The sequence below is a fragment of the Microcoleus sp. Z1_B2 genome (assembly GCF_036700325.1).
Lineage (GTDB): Bacteria > Cyanobacteriota > Cyanobacteriia > Cyanobacteriales > Microcoleaceae > Microcoleus.
Map to the genome: position 1 here is coordinate 92,925 of NZ_JAUBOQ010000014.1, position 22,224 is coordinate 115,148.

At 39.3% G+C, this 22,224-nt stretch carries 13 protein-coding genes; 10 read left to right on the plus strand and 3 right to left on the minus strand.

Translation table 11 applies throughout. The features are described from left to right. The first annotated feature begins 84 nt into the window (after positions 1-84). The 9 genes from QT984_RS10610 (at position 85) to QT984_RS10650 (ending at position 16,210) form a co-directional block, all read left to right on the plus strand. The gene (locus QT984_RS10610) at positions 85-2,400 is read left to right on the plus strand and encodes a glycosyltransferase (protein ID WP_333373937.1); all 2,316 of its coding nucleotides are present in this window, start codon (positions 85-87) and stop codon (positions 2,398-2,400) included. A 138-nt stretch (positions 2,401-2,538) separates the two neighbouring features. Then, positions 2,539-4,884, plus strand: a complete 2,346-nt coding sequence (locus QT984_RS10615) for a glycosyltransferase (RefSeq protein ID WP_333373939.1) — start codon at positions 2,539-2,541, stop codon at positions 4,882-4,884. A gap of 215 nt (positions 4,885-5,099) precedes the next feature. Next, entirely contained in the window at positions 5,100-5,876 is a 777-nt protein-coding gene (rfbF, locus tag QT984_RS10620; protein ID WP_333373941.1) for a glucose-1-phosphate cytidylyltransferase, read from the plus strand. Then, positions 5,873-6,871, plus strand: a complete 999-nt coding sequence (locus QT984_RS10625; protein WP_333373943.1) for a GDP-mannose 4,6-dehydratase — start codon at positions 5,873-5,875, stop codon at positions 6,869-6,871. Before rfbF ends, QT984_RS10625 begins: the two co-directional genes overlap by 4 nt. A gap of 75 nt (positions 6,872-6,946) precedes the next feature. Beyond that, entirely contained in the window at positions 6,947-8,302 is a 1,356-nt protein-coding gene (gene rfbH / locus QT984_RS10630) for a lipopolysaccharide biosynthesis protein RfbH (RefSeq protein WP_333373945.1), read from the plus strand. Then, a complete protein-coding gene (locus QT984_RS10635) occupies positions 8,295-9,203 on the plus strand; it encodes an NAD(P)-dependent oxidoreductase (protein WP_333373946.1) in 909 nt (302 codons plus the stop codon). The genes rfbH and QT984_RS10635 overlap by 8 nt, the downstream gene beginning before the upstream one ends. An 18-nt stretch (positions 9,204-9,221) precedes the next feature. Beyond that, a complete protein-coding gene (locus tag QT984_RS10640; protein WP_333373948.1) occupies positions 9,222-10,241 on the plus strand; it encodes a GDP-mannose 4,6-dehydratase in 1,020 nt (339 codons plus the stop codon). Positions 10,242-10,798: 557 nt separating this feature from the next. Then, positions 10,799-13,171, plus strand: coding sequence for a tetratricopeptide repeat protein (locus QT984_RS10645; protein WP_333373951.1), 2,373 nt, complete (start codon positions 10,799-10,801; stop codon positions 13,169-13,171). 201 nt (positions 13,172-13,372) lie between these two features. Next, positions 13,373-16,210 (plus strand): tetratricopeptide repeat protein, encoded by a 2,838-nt coding sequence (locus QT984_RS10650; protein WP_333373953.1) that lies wholly within the window; start codon positions 13,373-13,375, stop codon positions 16,208-16,210. A 69-nt stretch (positions 16,211-16,279) separates the two neighbouring features. Here the strand turns inward: QT984_RS10650 and QT984_RS10655 are convergent, their stop codons facing one another. Genes QT984_RS10655 through QT984_RS10665 form a run of 3 tightly spaced genes read right to left on the minus strand, consistent with a single transcriptional unit; the run spans position 16,280 to position 21,497 of the window. Then, positions 16,280-21,151, minus strand: coding sequence for a tetratricopeptide repeat protein (locus QT984_RS10655; protein ID WP_333373955.1), 4,872 nt, complete (start codon positions 21,149-21,151; stop codon positions 16,280-16,282). Further along, positions 21,138-21,317 carry a hypothetical protein gene (locus QT984_RS10660; RefSeq protein WP_333057112.1) on the minus strand — a complete coding sequence of 60 codons (180 nt, stop codon included), beginning with the start codon at positions 21,315-21,317 and terminating at the stop codon, positions 21,138-21,140. Before QT984_RS10660 ends, QT984_RS10655 begins: the two co-directional genes overlap by 14 nt. Positions 21,318-21,332: 15 nt before the next feature. Beyond that, a complete protein-coding gene (locus QT984_RS10665) occupies positions 21,333-21,497 on the minus strand; it encodes a hypothetical protein (protein ID WP_333337609.1) in 165 nt (54 codons plus the stop codon). A gap of 78 nt (positions 21,498-21,575) precedes the next feature. On the opposite strand from QT984_RS10665, the gene QT984_RS10670 reads away from it, so the two are divergent. Next, complete coding sequence (locus tag QT984_RS10670) at positions 21,576-22,223, plus strand: Uma2 family endonuclease (protein WP_333373957.1); 648 nt, start codon at positions 21,576-21,578, stop codon at positions 22,221-22,223. Position 22,224: the final 1 nt, after the last annotated feature.

The window sequence follows — 22,224 nt, forward strand, 5'->3', positions numbered from 1 at the left end:
TCAACATAACCGAGAGTAAGACTATTTTTAATTTTAATCCCAGTGGTAACAACATTGTTAATTCAGACAAGGAGTAGTTAGAGTATGCCTAAAGTATCAGTAGTCATGGCCTCCTACAATCACGAAAAATTTGTAGCTGAGACGATTCAAAGCGTCCTCGACCAAACTTATCAAGATTTTGAATTTATTATTACAGATGATGGCTCGCCCGATCGAACCGTCGATGTAATTAAAAAATTTGACGATCCGCGAATCAAGCTATTTTGCTTTCCGCAAAATCAGGGTGCTTGTGCGGCGATGAATAATTGTATTAATGAAGCTAAGGGAGAATATATAGCTGTCATTAATTCGGATGATGCTTGGTTGCCAGAGAAACTGGAAAAGCAGGTTAAATTTTTAGATGAACATCAAGAAATTGGGGCAGTATTTACTTCTGCCCAGATTATGGATGAAAATAGTAATGATTTTCCCGACAAAGATCATTGGTATCAAAAGATATTTATCCAACCTAATCGCAATAGATTTCAATGGTTAAAACATTTCTTTTTTTATTGTAATTGCTTATGTCATCCCAGTGTTCTGATTCGTAAACAATGTTATGCAGTGACCGGAGTTTATGATGAAAGATACGCTCAGTTGCCCGATTGGGATTTTTGGATTAGGCTTTGTATGAGATATGATATTCATATCATGCCAGAAAATCTAACAAAATTCCGGCTACGGGCCAATGAAGCTAATGCCAGTGGTAATAGAGCCGATGTTGCAACTAGAACTACTTTAGAAATTAGTCAAGTTTTGAGAAATTATCTAAATCCTTTGGTGATTGAAGAATTCTTGAAAATATTTCCTTTGATGACTAATATACCCGAAGTAGGTGTTTCTGCCAGCATTGGCGAAATTGAAACAGAATTAGTTCCGTTTTTTCTAGCTAAAATGGCACTACAGATTGAGGGTCCGGCACTTAAATATTTTGGATTTGAGCTGCTTTATCAGATGTGCAGTAATGCAGAAATAGCTGGAAAGTTAAAAAACAAATATTCCTTTGATTTTAATAGTTTAACAGGTTTAGCAACTCAGCAAGACATTTTTGGTATAATTTCTTCCAGAGCAATTCAAGCGAATTATAACCAAGCCCAATCAGAATTAGAACAAACGCGCTCGGAATTAACACAATCTCAGTCAGAATTAGAACAAACGCGCTCGGAATTAATACAATATCAGTCAGTATTAAAGCAGGCTGAAATGTTGAGGCAGCAAAGCGAACTTGTGTTAGCACAATATCACCACCGAGTACAAGAAAATGAAATTGTGTTGAAGGAATATCAAGAAACAGCGGAACAAACGCGCTCGGACTTAGAAAAGTCACAAGCTCAATTGCTTAATCAACAAGAAGAAAACAATCAACTATTAAGTTTGTTACAGCAGTTACAAACTCAACTGCGCCAAACCGAAGCTGTAGTAGAAGAATCTAACCAGCAGTTACAGCAATCTCGCTGGGACTTAGAAAACTCACAAGCTCAATTGCTTAATCAACAAGAAGAAAACAATCAACTATTAAGTTTGTTAGAGCAGTCACAAACTCAACTGCGCCAAACCGAAGCTGTAGTAGAAGAATCTAACCAGCAGTTACAGCAATCTCGCTCGGACTTAGAAAAGTCACAAGCTCAATTTCTTAATCAACAAGAAGAAAACAATCAACTATTAAGTTTGTTAGAGCAGTCACAAACTCAACTGCGCCAAACTGAAACCATCTTGGTAGAGTATCAAACAAAATTACAAAAAACTCACCAGGGATTTGCTGAATTTCAACAGTTAGGTGAAACAAAAGATGAGTTATTAAATAAGTCAACTACTGAGATAGAGGAACTCAAAAAACTTGTGGATAAACTTCATCAAATACTGCAAGTAAAAGAAACTATGTTAAGTCAATTTCACCAACAAATGGCAGCCTTGCATGCGGCTAAACAGCAATTAAAAGAACAACTCAATTACCAACAAACTGAATCAACGAATATGACCTTCAATTTGGCAAAACTAGAGTCTCAATTGCACCAAAAACAGTCTGAAATTGACCAAAATCAAAAACAATTATATAGATTACGATTCGAGCGTTTCTTAGCTAGCGATAATACCAACTCACCTAAGCAAACACAATATAGACTGCTAGTTTGGGAGGCTTGGTATGCCTATCAGCATGGTGATTATCGCCAAATGGTTAAATCATTACAACAATCCCTCCAACATACACCATTATCCCGGACTGAGACTATGGTTAACTGGCTGGAAAGTTTTGCCAACTTTTCGTCAGAGAATGGCTCTGGGTTTGATTCGAGCCAATTGCTAGGAATGTCAGAATGGCAGCAGTTGACTCGTCAATCCATCCTATCCAAGGTAAGGTAAAATAGCTCAAAAGGGAGAACACCGTTCACCCCTACATCGTGATTGGGTTCTCAAGCCCATATTTGGCACATCGGCGAAAGTATTGATAGTCTAAACTGTATTATTGTTCACAAACATACCCATTAGGAGAATAGTCCCATGAGTTTAAACATTAGAGATAGCATTGCTCAACAATATATATCCGGCGATGGCATAGAGGTGGGGGCGTTACACGGGCCACTACCTGTTCCCCACACAGCCCGAGTTCGTTATTTAGACAGACTACCCGTATCGGAATTGAGAAGACATTATCCAGAATTAGCCCAACACCAATTAGTTGATGTTGATATTATTGATGATGGCGAAACCTTGTATTCTATTGCTGATGGTAGCTTAGATTTTGTTATTGCCAATCATACGATCGAGCATTGTCAAAATCCCATCGGCACAATTAAACAAAATTTGAGAGTGCTAAAATCAGGCGGCATTATTTATATGGCTGTACCTGATAAAAGATATACCTTTGATCGCGATCGGCCCTTAACCCCATTAGACCATCTAATTCGTGATTATACCGACGGCCCAGAGTGGTCAAAAAAAGACCATTATGAAGAGTGGGTTAACCTAGTACAAAAAGCTCCTGAAAAGGAAGTGGAAGAACGGGTACAACATTTACTAGGGATAGATTATAGCATTCATTTTCATGTATGGGAACAAAGCAGTTTTATAGAATTATTGCTTTATTGCCAGCAAAAATTAAACTTGCCTTTTGATATTGAGTTGATCCAAAAAAATGAAGAAGAATTTATTTGTATTTTGAGAAAGTTAGAGCTACCCGTACCCCAACAGGAAATCTTACCTATCAAAGCATCTCAACCATCAGAAACAATAAAAACTTTCCCAAAACTGGAACCATGTCCTGAGTCATCTGAGTTGTCGTTGATCGAACGAGTCAAAAAACAACTAGATAATTCTCAACTATGGCTCCAAAGTGTATGTACTACGATAGAAAAATCTAGGCAGCCCAATTTCGAAGAAATTTCCCAAAACCAGAATTTATTTGATTACTGCTTGGACTCACCAAAACCTAGTGACCCAATTAATACCCGTGATATTCTGCTCTCATGTTGGATCGCCACTCTCAAAGAGAATTTGCTCGGACAACCAGCTTTTTGTAACGATTCTGGCACATTTATCAAGCTACTCAACACTACTCCACGTCCTGATGTGGTAGTAGCTTATCCAATTCACCATGTTGTCGGAGTCCACGATTACATATCCTTACCCGATGATGCAGCTAATACTACTTGGTATATTCAGTTTTTAGTTAATGCCAAAATATGTCGTATTCCTGTCGAATTAGATTTGACCAACTATACCAATCTAATATCTTTAGAATCTGCCCAAATTAATCAAACTACTGGTATCAGAATTGGTATGATCAGTGATTGTCCTGCTGGCTCCTACTGGTATCGAGTTTTACATCAAGCTGAGTTATTAAGAAATATGGGTTTTAGTGTTGATACCTTCCCACCTGATGTATTTCCCTACGAAGATATCTTGAAAAATCAATACAACATAGTAATTGCCCACAGACAGGCTCACACTAATGAATTTGAGCAATTTGTCTTAGCGGCTCGCCAAGGTGGAACTAAGGTGCTATATAGTACAGATGATTTAGTGTTCGATCCTTTCAAACTAGAACATAATGATGCTTATCGCAGTATGAGTATCGAAGAAAAGATTATGTACAAAGATGAAGTTAAGAGATGCCAGCAAGCTTTGTCTATATGTGATGGGGCGATCGTCACTACAGAAAAGTTAGGCTCAGAGTTAATCAATTATCTGCCAAATAAACCCATCCTAGTTTCCCGTAACTTGATGAGTTCCGAAATGGAAAAGTTAGCGATGCAGGCTCGTTTGATGGAAAAAATAGAAGATGGTTTAATTCGCATCGCTTACTTTAGTGGGACAAAAACTCATCAGAAAGATTTTGCCGAGTGCGGGAATGCCCTCTTAAAGATCATGTCAGAGTTTCCTCAAGTTCGTTTGATGATAGTAGGACTGTTGGATATTCCCGATAGTTTTGAGCAATTTAAGCATCGAATTGATATCGAGCCTTACAGAGAATGGCAGGAACTACCTAAGTTATACAGAATAATCGACATTAACCTAGCACCATTAGAACAAAACAATGAATTTACAGAGTGCAAGAGTGAACTAAAATATTTTGAAGCAGGTATTATGTCAATACCAACTGTAGCGTCTGATGTCATTCCGTTTCAAGTGGCAATTCAACATGGTCAAAATGGCTACTTGTGCCGTACCACCGAAGATTGGGCCAATGCGTTAAGGGAGTTAATACTTAACCCAGAACTGAGAGAAACTATGGGTCAAAAAGCCTGGACAGATGTTCATCAAAAATATTTAGCCCGGGCTATTCCCCCGGATGTTTTTCACTCTTGGTATAATTTATTCCAACAATTGAATTTGTATAGAGATTGAACCCAGGGTTAAAAATAGCGTCAATTCAGTAAAGCATAGCGTCAATTCAGTAAAGCATAGCGTCAATTCAGTAAAGCAGGGGAGTGAAATGTAAAAAAAAATAAGCTCAATAGGATTAACGGATACACATACTCCGAACGCTCCACATTATGCTAAAGTAAATTCATCTGCTCAAGCTTAGTCTTTTCAGCTTAACTTTAAGTTAATTCAACAATATGCAAGTAGTAATTTTAGCCGGCGGTTTGGGTACTCGTCTGCGAGAAGAAACAGAATTTCGTCCTAAGCCCCTAGTTGATGTGGGCGGACGACCAATTATTTGGCATATTATGAAGACCTATGCCCATTACGGTTTGCGGGACTTTATTGTGTGTTTGGGCTATCGTGGCAACATGATTAAGGAGTATTTCCTGAATTATGAAGCTATGAATAATGATTTTACTATTTGCTTGGGCCGCCAAAATCAGATTACCTATCACGAGGAACACCAGGAGCAAAATTTTAAGGTGACACTCGCGGAAACAGGGCCTGACAGCATGACTGGGGGGCGGGTGAAACGGGTGGAGAAATACATTACAGAAGATACCTTTATGGTTACCTACGGTGATGGAGTTGCTGATATAGATATTGGGGCGCTGCTCGATTTTCATAAGTCTCATGGTAAGCTAGCAACTGTTAGTACCGTGCGTCCGATATCTCGATATGGTATTTTAGATGTGGACAACCAAGGGCAAGTTCGGGAATTCACCGAAAAACCTCAAATAGATGGCTGGGCTAGTGCGGGATTTTTGGTACTTCACCGCAGCATATTTGAAGATTTGAGCGGGGATGATTGTTTTCTAGAACGGGAACCTCTAGAACGGTTAGCGGGTCAGGGACAATTGATGGCTTACCGCCACGAAGGTTTCTTTTTTGCGATGGATACTTACCGCGAGTATAAATATTTGAACGAACTTTGGGATAATGGAGAGGCTCCTTGGAGGGTGTGGGAATGAGTGAATTTTGGCGAGATCGATCGGTATTGGTGACAGGTTGCACAGGCCTTTTGGGCAACTGGTTAGTGGCTGAGTTGCTGGAAAGAGGGGCTTTGGTAACGGGATTAGTCCGTGACTTGGTTCCCCAATCCCGACTGTATGCTGGAGAGTGGTATCGGCAAATTAATATCGTGCGCGGTTGTGTCGAAGATTTGCCAACGGTAGAACGAGCAATCAATGAGTATGAAGTCGATACGGTGTTTCACTTAGCAGCTCAGACAATTGTGGGAGTTGCAAATAGAGAGCCTGTTGCAACTTTTGAAACGAACATTAAAGGTACTTGGAATATTCTAGAAGCTTGTCGCCGCGTCGGTGGTGTGACTCGAATTGTCATAGCATCCAGCGATAAAGCCTATGGAGACCAGCTAGTGTTGCCTTATAGCGAAACAACTTCGCTGCAAGGAGAACACCCTTATGATGTTTCTAAAAGCTGTGCTGATTTAATCAGTCGGGCTTATTACGTCAGTTATGGTTTGCCCGTGTGCATTACTCGCTGCGGCAACTTTTACGGCGGCGGAGACTTGAATTTTAATCGGATTGTTCCGTCTACAATTCGATCGGCATTACGAGACAAGCCGGTAGTCATCCGCAGTGATGGCACTTTTATCCGGGACTATTTTTATGTGAAGGATGGAGTTTTAGCTTATCTCCATTTGGCGGAACACATGGATAGGAAAGAAATTTTAGGGGAAGCATTTAATTTCAGCAACGAGTTGCAAATTTCTGTGCGGGGCATGGTAGATAATGTTTTGAAATTGATGGGTAAGAGTCATTTAGAGCCAGTCGTATTGAATCGGGCCAAGAATGAAATCAAACATCAGTACCTCTCGGCAGATAAGGCGCGAAAAATGCTCGCTTGGGAATCTAAGTATCCTCTAGAAGAAGGGTTGAAAGAAACAATCGAGTGGTATGAACAATTTTTGATGGATGAAAATCCCTGTTTGATCAACGTGTGATTGATGATTCAATGGTAGAGTGACCTATTGATTCCCGAACTCATACCTGTACTATATTATTGATTTGCGATCGCCATGACCCAAGCCACACCGCGCCCAGTTAGTAGTTCACAGCAAGAGCAAGCGCTTAGAGAGCAGGTTTTTGCGGCCGTTGAAGCATACCATCAGTTTAAGTTTGCCCACAAACAGTTTGTTCCTGGTCAAACTTATGTCCCAGTGTCAGGTAAAGTATTTGACGATCGCGAGTTAGTACAGCTAGTCGATGCGTCGCTTGATTTTTGGCTGACTACTGGGCGCTATGCGGCTGAGTTTGAAGAGAGGTTTGCTGAGTGGATGGGAGTGAAGCACTGTCTGCTGGTGAATTCAGGTTCTTCTGCAAACTTATTGGCTTTATCGGCACTAACTTCGCCGAAGTTGGGGGATAAACGGCTGCAACCAGGGGATGAAGTAATTACAGTTGCGGCTGGATTTCCTACTACTGTGAATCCAATTTTTCAGAATCAGTTAGTGCCTGTATTTTTGGATGTAAAATTACCCACCTACGATATCGATACCGATCAGTTAGAGGCTGCTTTTTCATCCCGTACTCGCGCCATTATGGTTGCTCATACATTGGGTAATCCGTTTAATATTGAGGCGGTAATGACTTTTGCACAGAAGCATGACCTCTGGGTGATTGAGGATAATTGCGATGCGGTGGGAAGCCTTTATCAAGGAAAAAAGACTGGCACGTTTGGGCATCTATCAACGGCGAGTTTTTACCCAGCGCATCACATGACTATGGGTGAGGGAGGCGCGGTGTTGACGAATGATACTCGCCTCAAGAAGATTGTCGAGTCTTTCCGCGACTGGGGCCGCGATTGTTGGTGTCCACCTGGAATAGATAATACCTGCGGGAAGCGATTTGGCTGGCAGGTGGGGGATTTGCCGTTTGGCTATGACCACAAGTACACTTATTCTCATGTTGGTTACAACTTGAAAATGACCGATATGCAGGCTGCTGTCGGTTGCGCCCAGTTGGATAAGTTACCGGAGTTTGTAGAGAAACGTCGGCATAATTTTGACTTTCTATATCAGCACTTGCAAGATTTACAAGATGTTTTGGTGTTGCCGGAAGCAGCCCAAGATTCTGAGCCAAGTTGGTTTGGATTTATGCTATCAGTTAGGGAGGATGCGCCATTTACTCGTAATGCGCTGGTGCAATATCTAGAGGAAAATCGTATTGGAACTCGATTGCTGTTTGGTGGAAATTTAGTACGTCAGCCTTTATATAAGGGTTTGAAATACCGAGTGGTGGGCGAACTTGGAAATACAGATAGGGTCATGCAAACTGCTTTTTGGTTGGGGGTATTTCCAGGGTTGACAGAGGAAATGCTGAGTTATACAGTATCAAAAATCAGAGATTTTTTTAGGAACTATCAACATGGTTGAAGATTCTGAGTCTCAGTCGCAAAAAAAGAGGGTTTTGTTGACTGGTGCAACGGGTTTTTTGGGCAGTCATCTTGCTCATAAACTGTTGCAAGCTGGTCATCAACTGATTATTTTAAAGCGGAGTTTCTCTAATACACAAAGGCTTCAGGATGTTTTGCCTCAGATTGCTTCATATAATTTAGATGAATGTGATTTAGAAACACCCTTTCGAGAATTTGGACAGATTGATGCAGTGATTCACACAGCAACGCTTTATGGTAGAAAAAATGAGTATTTTGCCGAGTTATTTGAGGCAAATACTGTTTTTCCGCTCTGCTTACTGCAAGCTGCCATTAAGTTCAATGTGCCGACTTATGTGAATACAGATACTCCCCTGCACAAGCAGTTAAATTTTTACGCCCTCTCAAAGGCTCAGTTTCGGGAATGGGGGCAGAGTTTAGCTGAAATGGGAAAAATTTGTTTTGTCAATATTAAGCTAGAGCAGATGTTGGGAGGGGGGGATGATGATTCTAAGTTCCCGGCTTTTGTCATTACAAAATGTTTATCGTCGCCCCAACTAGACTTAACTATAGGTAAGCAAAAGCGCGATTTTATTCACATTGATGATGTTCTATCAGCCTATGAACTGCTTTTGCAGAATGCTCCTCTGTTAAACTCTGCTTATCAAGAGTATGAGTTAGGGATTGGAAAAGCTATATCTATCCGCGATTTTGTGGAACTGGTAAAGCAGTTAACTAATTCTTCTATTAAGTTTAATTTTGGTGCTGTTCCTTATCGGGAACGGGAAGTTATGTATTCTGAAGCGAATTTAGCAGCTTTGGAAGCGTTGGGATGGGCACCTAAAATTGAATTAGAGGAAGGGTTACGTCAAGCAATTGCTTGGTATGCTAAAAATAAATAAATATTTGAGGAGCAATTTGTGAAGTATCTGGTAACGGGTGGTTGTGGTTTTTTAGGCAGTAACTTAGCTGCACAGGTGTTACAACAAGGCGATGAATTGGTAGTTTTGGATAATTTATATCGCTTGGGATCTAGTCAAAATCTGGACTGGTTACGCAGTCAAGGGGATTTCCGATTTATTCATGCTGATATTCGGAATATTAATGATGTCGAGAGGACGATTAAAGAAGTCAAGCCGGATGTGATCTTTCATTTAGTGGGTCAGGTTGCGATGACAACTTCCCTGGCGAATCCACGTTTTGATTTTGAAGTTAATGTGGTTGGCAGTTTTAATGTTTTGGAGTCGGTGCGTCAATGTTGTCCTGAAAGTACGATTATTTATTCTTCTACTAATAAAGTTTATGGGGATTTAGAATATCTGGAGTATGAAGAACAGGAAAAACGATATGTTTCTCCTAAGTATCCAAAGGGGTTAGATGAATCGGTTTCTCTTGATTTCCGTTCCCCATATGGCTGTTCTAAGGGTGCTGCGGATCAATATATGTTAGATTATGCCCGGATGTTTGGGTTAAATACGGTGGTCTTCCGTCACTCATCAATTTATGGAGGTCGTCAGTTTTCTACCTTCGATCAAGGGTGGATTGGTTGGTTTTGTCAGAAGGCTTTGGAACAGAAAAAAGACCCTGATTGTGAACCTTTTACCATTGCTGGAAACGGCAAGCAGGTGCGGGATGTTCTCTATGCAAGTGATATTGTAAGCTGTTATTTTGCGGCTGTTTCTCGCATTAAAAAGGTGCGGGGACAGGCGTTTAATATTGGTGGAAGCATGGACAATAGTTTGTCTTTGTTGGAGTTATTTGATTTATTAGAAGAGTTTTTGGATGTAAAATTACTCTATAAGAACTTAGCTCCAAGGAAGAGCGATCAGAAGGTTTTTGTTGCTGATATCTCAAAGGCAAAAGAACTGATGGGATGGGAGCCGGAGGTTTCTTGTAAACAGGGTGTATGGAAAATGTTGGAATGGTTGCAAAGAGATTAATTGAGGAAGGAAAAACAATAGCAATACTTCGGACAGTTTTTATGCAGCCCAAGTACCATAAGACAGGAGTGAAGGAAAGTTCGGGTGATTTCAAATCAAATTTGGGTCTAAATCAATACTCCGGACAGTTTTGGGAACGAGACTACAAGCTTTACAGCGCAATGATCATAAATAAAGTCCAATTAAATGCAACGAGCGGGGTGGAGCTGACATTGATTTAATTATCCACAGGGGCTGCGAAGTCAACCGAGAATAAGCCATTGGGCCATATAAAAACTGTCCGGACTCTTGCTAAATCTAACTTATCAATAAAGATAGAAATCAGATGCCGATTGAGTTGCAGACGTTTATCAGAAGCCATTTTGTTTTGGACTCAGATTCCATTCCACTCACTTTTTGGGATTCTGTGGTGGGCTGCGTTAGTGAAGCTTGCCGTAGGCATCGCTTTCCTATTTAAAAACGATCCGAAGTATTGATAACATATAATTTTATGTAAATACTTGTTGACATGAAATTATATCTGTTGTACCTTAGAAGGAAGCATCATAAGGAAAACTATGAACTCATTAAATAAAGTAGACAATAAATTATCACTAGAAATTTCTTTTGAAGAGTTAGAAGGTTTATTAAATAGTTATGCAGATCAAGCAAATCCTGCTACTATCTGTTTACACCTAAAAACTATCGAGTATTTGAAACCACAATCAGCGAAATACTATCATCATTTAGGAGAATTATTATTAAAGCTTAAGCAGCCTCTACTATGGAAATTGACAATTTTAACATATCAAAAACTAATTGATGATGAACCCATGAATTCTTGGACTCATCATTTCTTGGGAGATGCTTTTCTACAAATTGAAAAGTGGCCTGAAGCTATTGCCAGTTTTAATGCTGCGATCAAAATTAATCCTCATTTCTCTTGGTCTTATCATAACTTAGGAGATGCACTGCTGAAAGTCCAAGAGTGGGATGATGCTATTGTTGCTTATCAGAGCGCGATCAAACTAAACCCTAGTTTTATCTGGTCTTATCATAACTTAGGCGAAGCATTTATGAATACTAAGCAGTGGGAGGAAGCGGTTAATGCTTACGAAGGGGCTTTGATGCTGGATTTAAACAACTTTACACCCTTGATTAATAGGTTATCGCAATCTTATTTTAAGCTAGGACTTTTACAACTTGAAGAAGGCAAAATTGATTTAGCATTAGCATCTTACGAAAAAGCAGTAAATACTCATCCCGAAAAAGTAAAAGATTACTCAGAATTACAGGAGTGTTTAGCCAGATGTTTCTATAAACTAGCCATTGAACAGGCTGAAAAAGGCGACTTAGATATAGCACTTAACTTATTTAAAAAAGCTCCTCAAAGAGCCCAAGAATCCTTTGCGTATAATTATCTATGGAATGGATTAAATCAACTTGGTATATTGAATGAAAATAGTCCTTATTGTAGAGAAATTCAACGCACAGATGCAGAAATATATTTCCGAGAAAATAGTAACTATAGGTTAATCATGTGGGAAGCGATTACAGAATCAGATAAAGATTTTTTGGCTACAGTAGGTATATCTTTGGCGCATTTAGAATTAATCAAGGAAAATAACAAAGTTTTAGAGGAGATTTACATAAATAGTTTTGATAATCAAGAATCAACTATCAAACTTTCCGCCACTGCTTCTAGCCATAACCTATTTCAACAAACAATAGTTACAACAGGCTACATATATTCAATCTGTCCCTTTAGTGGCAAAATTGTCAGATCAAATCAATCATTTTATGATCCATATTGGTTGCCAATGTTTAGTTATCGATTTGTTGGTCGAGAAGTTTTTTATTTAATGACTGGTCATTTTTGGGGAGGAAAAATCTGTATTTATATTCCCAGACTAGAAACAATTATTGGCTTTGCGTATGTTCATAATAGACTTGAAGAAATTGTGGATAGACTTAAAAGTTCTATGGTAAGCTGCTGGCAAGATGTTAAGACATATATTTCTTCGAGCGATCCAAAACCTGTAGCTTGCGTTTCGGGAATACTTAGTAACATTGGTCATTATTTTTGGAATGAAGTATCAGGTATTCACGATTTATATGAAAACGGAAATTTGCCCAAAGTGGATAAATTTTTGGTTGGTTCAAATGAATATTTGAGAATGAGTTACATATTTCCCGAAGAAATACCAGAAACCAAAGTTGAAAGACTATCTGATGACTGGAGTATTTTCCAAACTATCCTGAAAAATAATTATATGGCCCTTAGAAGCGCTGGAGTGCTTGTAAAAGACCAATTAGCCGATAAAATATATTTAGGTTCTCAGAAACGTTGTTCACCTGATTTTTTGAAGATAGTAGAAGAATCTCAAAGCTATTTTCCATTGGTGTGGATCGGTATTCGTACTAATCAGAGAGTTTGGAAATCCCAAACCCAAGGAATAGTTAATATTATCCGAAGTCTCTATGCTGATTTTCCAAATATGGCGGTTGTTCTTGATGGATGGTCGCGGATAGAAAGAGATGATTATTATGGGGGTTTAATGATAGATACCGAAAGACCCATAGCAAATGAAATTTTAGCTATGATTCCTTCTCAAGTTAAAATTTATGATATTATTGGCTCTCTAAGTTATGAAAAAGTAGTTTGGGGTTATGCGGTAGATACCTGGATTGCCTCATTAGGATCTGGAAATGCTTTTACTACCTGGATTGCGAACAAACCTGGAGTGGGTTTGGGTAATAAGGAATTTTGCACTAAGGTAAAGGCAGATTTGTTGGGACGAGAAAATATTGTAATGCCAATTACAGTCCCGGATGAAGCTATAGTCGATTTAGATGAATCAGTTCATCATCTCAATCGAAACTATGAATGTGACTGGAAAGCAGTCTATGATGAAATTAAAAAAATAATTCTAAAGATTAAAAGAGAGTAACTGTTTTTGTAGTAAGCTATTCAGCAGTTAAACCGCATATTTTTCCTTATGATGCCCAATACTTGCTTAGTTATCTTCCGAAACTTAGATGTTGAATAGCTTATCCTAAATCGAGATTGGTCTTTTTATGTATGAAGAGCAACTTTCTGCCACTATCTATATGCCCAATTGTTGGTACATCAAAAAGGAGTTGATCGCACAATGAGTTTACAGGATGATAGTGTTAAATATTTTATTGAAGGTCAAGAACTTACTCATTTAGGTAAGTTAGAAGATGCTATCAAGGTATACTTTAAATCTATTGAGCTTGACCCTGAATCTTTTAATCCTTATCATCTATTGGGAGAGACATTGGTCACATTAGATAAGGCGCAATCATGGAAAGATGCGATCTTATTCTACGAACACCTTATAAAAACACATCCTACCCTGTCATTGCCTTATCACTTTTTGGGAGATGTTTTTCGCCATCAAAAAAATTGGGTAGATGCCATATCTGTTTATAGCAAAGCTACACAACTAAACTCATCTTTCTTTTGGTCTTTCCACTTTTTAGGTGATAGTTTCCGAGAAAGAAAACTCTATGATGAAGCTATATTTGCTTACGAGAGAGCTTTATCCTTAAACGCAACATACATCCACACCTTAAAAAGTCTAACGGATGTTTACTTGTTGAAATATTTTATACCACTAAATAAAGATAACTATTTAGGCAAGTTAGATAATCTGATTAAGGCATACTTTAAAGCGATAGAACTTGAGCCTGAGCTTATTGATTGTTATCTTCTACTGGCAGATATTTTAGTCAAATTGGATGACGTGGAGTCCTGGAAAGATGCAATTATATTATACAATAAACTTATACGCATTTACCCAAATGTTTCATGGTCTTACCATTTTTTAGGAGATGCTTTTAGGCATCAAAAAAAGTGGGCAGATGCTGTATCAGCTTATTCTAAAGCTGCTGAGATAAACCCATCTTTTTTTTGGTCTTGTTACTACTTGGGAGACACACTAATGGAATTACAAAACTGGCATGATGCCATTAGTGCTTACCATGAAGCGATAGAAATTAACCCCTGTTTTATCTGGTCTTACCATAATTTAGGGGAAGCATTAATGAAGACCAAGCAGTGGCCGGAAGCTATTGAAATTTACGAACGTGCCTTGCTTGTTGATGCAACCTTTGTTTTCGTTAAACATAAGCTAGGAGAAGCCTATTTTGAGCTAGGAATGCTACAAATAGAACAAAATAATCTTAATTCAGCATTCAAATCTTATGAACAAGCAATCAAACTATCAAACCTTCCTTCTCACGTCAAAAAATGCTCACAATTAAGAGATTGCCTAGCAACGGGTTTTTATCAATTAGCAAGTCAACAATCCCAAAAAAGTGATTTTGCCGAAGCACTTTCTTTTTTTAGGACTGTTTCAGACCAACCAGTGGAGAATATTTATGAATATTTGTGGAAGCAGATAAATGAGTTGGCTTTTGGAGATACTGAAAATAATTTATATCCTGAATTACCAATTCTTGAAGAAGATGCGTTTGAATATTTTAGCTCGACTTCTCAGTATAAAATTATTAATCTTCATTTGTTAACGGAAGAAGATAAATTATTGATTTATGACTCAGAATTATCACTGGCCAATTTAGAATTGATGAAGCAGGATAATATAGCTTTAAAAAAAATTTATATTAATAATTTTCCTCAAAACGATAAAATACAACAAATAAAACTTTCTAGAGAAATTTATAGAAAATATTTATTTTCTAATAATGTTTGGTCAGGAGGAATGTATTTACAGCAAAGCATGATAGAGACTGGGTATATTTACCTAATTTGTCCGTTTACAGGAAATAGTATTAGATCTAATCAGTCAATATATTGGCTGCATGGATACACGTTGTATCGATTTGTTAGTAGTCAAGTTTTTTATTTGCTAATCGGTGATTGTTTTGGTGTTCCACTCTGTGTTTATTTTCCCAAATCAGAGATAATCGTAACTTTATATGTAGCTTACGAGCATCATAACTACTCTTTCGTTATTAATCACTTTAAAGCTCTATTTGTTAAAGAACATAAAAATTTAACCTCTTACTTTTCTCAAACCCATAAAAAGTCTGTGATTATATTAGGCTTAGCGAGGAATCTTTCTCATTATATATGGAATGACTTGACAGCTATTGAATATTTGGTTTACAGTAAGTTATTAAAGAATATCAATAACTTATTAATTAGTAATATTGACTTTTTTGATATAGGCTCTGTTTTTCCAGAAATTCCTCCCCCAACAATCATACGTAAAGATAATAAAGATAATATTTCGCAAACAATCATCAGTAATAACTACTTTGTAATTCCCCTATCTGGATTCTATATTAAGGAAAAATTAATTACTAGAATTTATGAGTGTTCTCTCAAGAAATGTTCAGAGGATTTTTTGCAAAAAGTGGAAGAATCAAGGAAAAAATTCCCCTTACTATGGATCACAATCAGAAGTCGAAGAGTATGGTTGTCCCAAGTTGAAGGTCTAGCTAATATAATCAAAAATTTAGCTAGAGATTTCCCCAAATTAACTGTTGTCTTTGATGGATGGTCTCGTACAGAGCCAAACGATCCCGAGGAAGAACCTAGAATACAACTTGAAATAAATATTATGCGGAACATTTTGGATTTAATTCCTAAAAATATAAATACTTACTGTGCTATCGGTTCTACAACCTATGAAAAAGTCCTATGGGCGCATGAAATAGATTTGTGCATAGCCCCGATAGGTGCTGGTCTTGTATTTACTTCATGGATTGCCAATAAACCTTGTGTTGTTCACGGTCATACAGCTTTTGCTAATAATCAATACATAGAGGATACTTATTCATCATTAATACGGGAAAATTGCGTGAGGCCAATTTTTGTAACTGGTGTTGATGTTGATGATTCCGCTATGTTCACACGAAATTATGACTGTAATTGGAGAGATATTTATAATGAGTGTATTACAATCTTGAACAACATAAAACCAGATTGTAATAATTAGATTACGAGTAAGACTGTAGCAATTAAACAATTAAACACTTAAACATCATTTAATTAAAAGTAAGACTACTTAGTTAACTTTTAGTCCAGAGATGCTTAAGAACAACTTGCATTGAAAATAAGCAAGTAATAACGTTTGTTGCTCCCAACCATACATATGTTTATCATAAGATGAAGATTCTGGATTGTCGCCCTGTGGAATACATTTTTCATACTCAGTAATATATAGTTGGGCCATATTTTCATAAGATACCAAAGGATACTGCTTAACAGTGGAATATCTAACTTTTGCAATTTGTTGAAAATCATTGGCTAAATTAACTAAGACTTCCAATAAGTCTTCTGCAGAACAAGATTTGCTAACCCATCCTACGCCATATTTTTTAACCCTTTCAGCATTGGCACCTAAAGGAGTGGTAATAACAGGGATTCCCAGTGACAGAACTTCATCTAATACCAAACTATAAGTTTCAGCCCAAATCACGGGAAGCATGACAACATCAACATTTTTCAATAATTCGCGTAAATCTTGGCGAGAATAAGCATCATATATTTTAGTATTTTGCCTAATCAAAGACATCAGATAGTCATCAATTTGCGAGTTATCTATTGGGCCATAAAATTCAAAAGAAAACAGTTCCTTTATCTGTGGATTTGCCCAAACTTTTTGCAATAACTTAATAACCACATTCAATCCTTTAATGAGGTGCATTGTACCAACAAAAGCTACTCTAATAGGTGGACTGTGACGAGGGGACGGATGACCATTTTCTTGGCTAATCTTTAACTTGTCTAGTTGAGATTGTGGCTGAACTCCGTGACGAATAACTTGGATTTTGTTGCTGAGTTGTGGATATTCTCTAATCATATAAGATTTAGCCGTATCCGAAGGAGAAATAATTGCAGATGCTCCCAACATTAATTCTAGACAAAGACTATACCATTCCTGCTTGAGATTTTCTCCTTCATTAAATAAAGAATGAATACATTTTTGACAATAAGATTCACTTTTATATTCAAAACAAAAAGATTTATGTAAGTCCAAAAGATTATGACTAGGACAAATAAAGTAATAGTCATGGGTAGAAATAATGTAGGGAATTTTTAAACTTTTCAACCCAAATGCAATATCGACTATCGGTAAATTAATCAAATGGTGAATGTGAATTATTTGAGGTTCAAAATAATTCATTAAGGCGATAAATAATTCTGATAAGCTTTGTTCAGCCAAAAAGGGACGACTAGAGAGAGATTGACAAGGAAACTCAAATCTAAATTCTTCATCTTGGAAAAAAATATTGAACATGACTGTTGATCTGGCAGTCCCATAAAAGGTATAAACTGGTCGATTTTGCTTGATTATTGCAACTAACTCAGAACAGTGATATTCAGTCCCTCCCAAGTTATGATTAAGAGGTAGTTCCGTATCATTATGTAGTATAAAACAGATCGGCGATAAACGTTTAAGCTCCGACAACCGAAGATGGAGTTGAATATTGCTAATAATATCTTGAACAGCCTTGTTTTCGATAAAAGCAGCAACGTTGCCTAAATAGGTTGGATGTAGCTGGGCAAGCTGTTGTAAATTGTTATTGATAATGTTTTGTTTTTCTGGACCAAAAGACTTACCTCCTGCATGATAAACAAAAGTAGCGTCATCAATAATATGAATATATCCCGCTACAGTAGCACGACAACACAAATCATTTTCTTCTCCATATCCTTTGCCAAAATGAACATCATCAAAATAACCAACTTGATCTAATACTTCTCGCTTAATGTACATACAAAATCCTACACCAGTAGGAATGGTAGGATAACATTTGTAAGAAATATTATCTATCAATTCCGCAAAACTCTCAATAGTGTGATCTGCCGGTATCTCATTTTCTTCTAGCCAAACTGGTACTGAACAGATCGTGCCATTATTAGTCAAAGGTGTCACTGTGGCAACTTTAGCATCTGAATAAGCAGCCGCGATCATCTTATTGAGCCAATTATTAGTAACTACAGTGTCACTATTAAGTAAAACAACATCCTCTCCTGCGGTTGCTTGAAAAGCGAGATTGCAACTCTTGACAAAACCTAAATTCTCTTGATTTCTAATTAACCGGACATGAGAATATCTAGCGGCTATTTGCTGCGTCAATTCTCTGACTCTTGTATCTGGACTAGCATCATCAATCAAGAGAACATTATACTGACTACTGGTGTGCTTAAATAAAGAATCTAAACACCTTTTAGTATATTCATAAGCATTGAAAATTGGGACTATGACAGTTAACTTGAGGTAAGATGGAGCCGATTTTAAATTAAGTAATCTTTGTAAGTTCGATCCATCCTTTAGTGCAGAACCTAAATTACGCTGAACCCAGTCTGTATGTTGCAGATCGGGATGAAGTTGAAATGCTCTGATGTAGCAAATAATCGCCTCTCTCCATTGTCCAAATTTCACCGAAGATTCTGCTCGTTCATATATTGATGTATACGAATCTAATAGCAAACTTTCAATGGGGGAATTGGCTGGAGGAGAGGCGATCGCGTTACTTACCCCCTTTTTTTTTTCCAAAACCTCTTCTAACCGCCCAGAAATAGCCTTGTCATCAGGTCGAATCTGCAACGCCATCTGATAAAAGACGATCGCCCCATCCGACCAATTTTTCCGCACCAAAGCATCAGCCAACTCAACATAAAGGTCAGCATCATTCGGCGCAATCTCCAGCGCCTTGTGATACAACTGCACGTCATCAGGATTCTCCTGAATCGCCCGTCGGTATAAACGCATCGCCTCCTGCAAATCCCACTGCGATCGCATCCTCAAAGCATCAGCCAACTTTTGCGAAAGCCACGGCAAATCCGCCTGAATCTCCGCAGCGCGGCGGTAAGCGGCGATCGACTCATCCCACCGTTCCAGGTTCTCAAAAGCCGTTCCCATGTTGTAATAAGTCCACGGAAAATCAGGATTCAACTCGGCCGCGCGTCGGTAAACATCGATCGCCTCCTCCCACCTTTCCATTTCTAGCAACACGTCGCCTAATTTGCTCTGCGACCAGAAGAAATTCGGATTAACTTCATTAGCACGCCGGTAGGCAACAACTGCCTCATCCCACCGTTCCAAATTCACCAGCGCTTCTGCTAAATTGTTGTGCGCCCAAAAATGGTCGGGATTGAGTTCGATCGACCTTTGGTAAGCCGAAATTGCCTCATCCCACCTTCCCAGTTTAATCAGCGCGTCTGCTAAATAGTTGTGCGACCAACTGAAATCTGGATTTAATTCTGTTGCTTTCCGGTAAGACTCTACAGCTTCTTCCCACCGTTCCAACTTCAGCAATACATCTGCTAAATTGTTGTGAGACCAGCTAAAATCAGGATTTAATTCGATCGCCTTGCGGTAAGCATTTACAGCTTCCTCCCACCGTTCCAACTTAACCAGCGACTCAGCTAAATTGTTGTGCGACCAAGAAAGATCGGGATTGTTTCTAATAGCATTGCTGTAAGCATCTACCGCCGCTTCCCACTGTTCTTGACCCTTAAGAATTTCGCCCAATTCGTGATAAGCTGCGCCAGCATTTGGGTTCAACTCAACCGCGCGCCGGTAACAGTCAATTCCCTTATCTACCTTACCTTGCTCGATCAAAGTTTTGGCTAAATTCTCGTGTTCCTCAGCGGTGCCAGACTTCGGGTCGATCGCAAATGCTCGATACCAAGCCTCAGCAGCAGCCTCCGGCTTGCCTAACTGCGTCAACAGTTTCGCAAAATTGCGGAAAGCACCGGCAAAATCCGGTTTCAGGGCGATCGCCTTTTCGTAAGCAGAAACCGCTTGCTGCCACTGTTCTTGCTGCGCGCAAATGCTGCCGTAGTTAGCGTAAGCTTCGGCAAAATTTGGGTTGATTTCTATTGCTTTGACATAGCAACTTTTAGCTTCATCAATTTTTCCGCCAGCTTGCAGGGCGTTGCCCAGCATTTTGTAAAGCGGCGCTTCCGGCTTAATTTGCAGCGCCTTCTTGCAAGCTGCGATCGCCTGTTCCAATTTACCCTGAGCAAAATAGCCTTCTGCCAGTATTTTGTATGCTTCTGGATCTTCTATATTAATTGTAGAATTAACTGCCTGCTGAACTGGCGGCTTAACTGGCGGCTGCACTGGCGGCTTAACTGCGGTTGCTGCGGGCTGCTGCTTAACTGCACCGTTTGTCGCAGTTGCACCCGCCAATGTTTGCTCTCCCTCGCTGCCATTTCTCGCATTAGCTGCGTTCAGTTCAATAGCTTTGCGATAATATGCTGTCGCTTCCTCTAACTTGCCTTGTTTTTTGAGCGCTTCGCCCAAATTTTGGTAAGCTGTCGCCACATTAGGATTTAATTTTATGGCGCGATCGTAACAGGCGATCGCTTCGGGGAATTTTTCCTGCCGGAAAAAAGCGTCGCCCATATTCAAGTGTTCCCCCGGCGCTACTTTTTCCGGTTCCAAACTAAATGCTTGATACCAGCACTGCTGGGCTTCTTCCGGTTTGTTAATTTGTCCGAATACTTTTGCTAAATTCCGGTACACTCCCGCGAAATTCGGCTTAATCGCGATCGCCTTTTGATAAAATCCGATCGCCTCCTGCCATTTTTGCTGCTGCGCGCCCAGGCTGCCCAAATTCGCGTATACTTCCGCAAAATTCGGTTCTATTTCAATCGCTTTAGCGTACCAGTGCCGTGCCTCTTCCATCCTGCCTTGAGCTTGCAGCGCGTTGCCCAAAGTCTTGTAAGCTGGTGCAAAATTGGGGTGAATCTTCAAAGCTTGCTCGCAGGAGGCGATGGCTTCTTCTATTTTTCCTTGGGATAAGTATATTTCTCCCTGTTGGTTAAATTGAACCGCTGTTGATTCTGTACTGACTGTTGATGGCATAGGGGCGGCGGCTCCACAAGTAGCAAGTAAATTATAGGATTCAAAATGTTTCACAATTATACAGCGGTTTGACGCCAACAATTGCCGTTTTACCAAAGCTGTCGAGAATGTGATGCAAAGCTTCAACAATAGCAGAATACGATCGCGAGCGCGCAACTCCGGCAAAAAAGCGATCGACCACCTCCGCCTCGGTTTTTTCCCGGCATTCTAGTGCTTGCACCGGAGATACAGGTTTTCACCCCCCATGAGGGATGCCTGATTCGGCTGATGTCAGCAGGATTTTCGAGGTTTGGTTTGTACCTCTAGAAACTTGAGAAAGTCGATAGTGCAGCAGACGAAGTTCCAGCGGCAATAGTTCCTCACGCACCAAAATCGATCGCAGGTATCCGGGCTGCACCACCAGACTTATGGAAGAAATATATTAAAATAATTAACAGTAAATGTTCTGTCAACTTTCGCTTAAATTGCGGTAATTTTGATGTTGTTAGAGCCACCACCTCAACTTGTCGGAGAAAAGCGCCTCACCTTTCGCGACCTCGATTGGCAAGCCTTCAAGCAAATTCAAAGTTTGCTGAGGGAGCGCACTCGCGCCCGCTTTACTTACGATAACGGAGTGTTAGAAATCACCATGCCCCTCGAAGAACACGAACGCTCTGCTCGTTTGATTGAACGATTCATCTTAATCCTGATCGTTGAGATGGGGATGAGAATGAAGACGATGGGATCGACTAGGCTCGATCGAGAAGACCTACTCAAGAGCGCCGAGCCAGACAATGGATATTACATTCAGAATTATACCTTAGTTGCCGATCGCCTGGTTAATTTGAATGTCGATCCCGCCCCGGATTTAGTCGTGGAAGTAGATATTACCCATACCGATATCAATAAAAATACACTCTATGCCAGTATAGGCGTGCCGGAATTTTGGCGGTTTAACGGGCGGGTATGGCGGATTCTGCAATTAGTCGATGGGGCTTATGTTGAGCGCGATCGATCTCCGACTTTTCCCATTATTGAAAAAACGGATTTATACCAGTTTCTAGAAGTGGCTTTCATCGATGAAGTTGCCGCACAGATTGATTTTAGTCAATGGGTGCGACAGCAGATTCAAGGCCCAGTAGAGTAAG

Coding starts and splice junctions, on each gene's coding strand:
- QT984_RS10635 (WP_333373946.1), top strand. CDS start 8,295: ATGGTTGAAGATTCTGAGTCTCAGTCGCAAAAAAAGAGGGTTTTGTTG.
- QT984_RS10670 (WP_333373957.1), top strand. CDS start 21,576: ATGTTGTTAGAGCCACCACCTCAACTTGTCGGAGAAAAGCGCCTCACC.
- rfbH (WP_333373945.1), top strand. CDS start 6,947: ATGACCCAAGCCACACCGCGCCCAGTTAGTAGTTCACAGCAAGAGCAA.
- QT984_RS10615 (WP_333373939.1), top strand. CDS start 2,539: ATGAGTTTAAACATTAGAGATAGCATTGCTCAACAATATATATCCGGC.
- QT984_RS10645 (WP_333373951.1), top strand. CDS start 10,799: ATGAACTCATTAAATAAAGTAGACAATAAATTATCACTAGAAATTTCT.
- QT984_RS10625 (WP_333373943.1), top strand. CDS start 5,873: ATGAGTGAATTTTGGCGAGATCGATCGGTATTGGTGACAGGTTGCACA.
- rfbF (WP_333373941.1), top strand. CDS start 5,100: ATGCAAGTAGTAATTTTAGCCGGCGGTTTGGGTACTCGTCTGCGAGAA.
- QT984_RS10650 (WP_333373953.1), top strand. CDS start 13,373: ATGAGTTTACAGGATGATAGTGTTAAATATTTTATTGAAGGTCAAGAA.
- QT984_RS10610 (WP_333373937.1), top strand. CDS start 85: ATGCCTAAAGTATCAGTAGTCATGGCCTCCTACAATCACGAAAAATTT.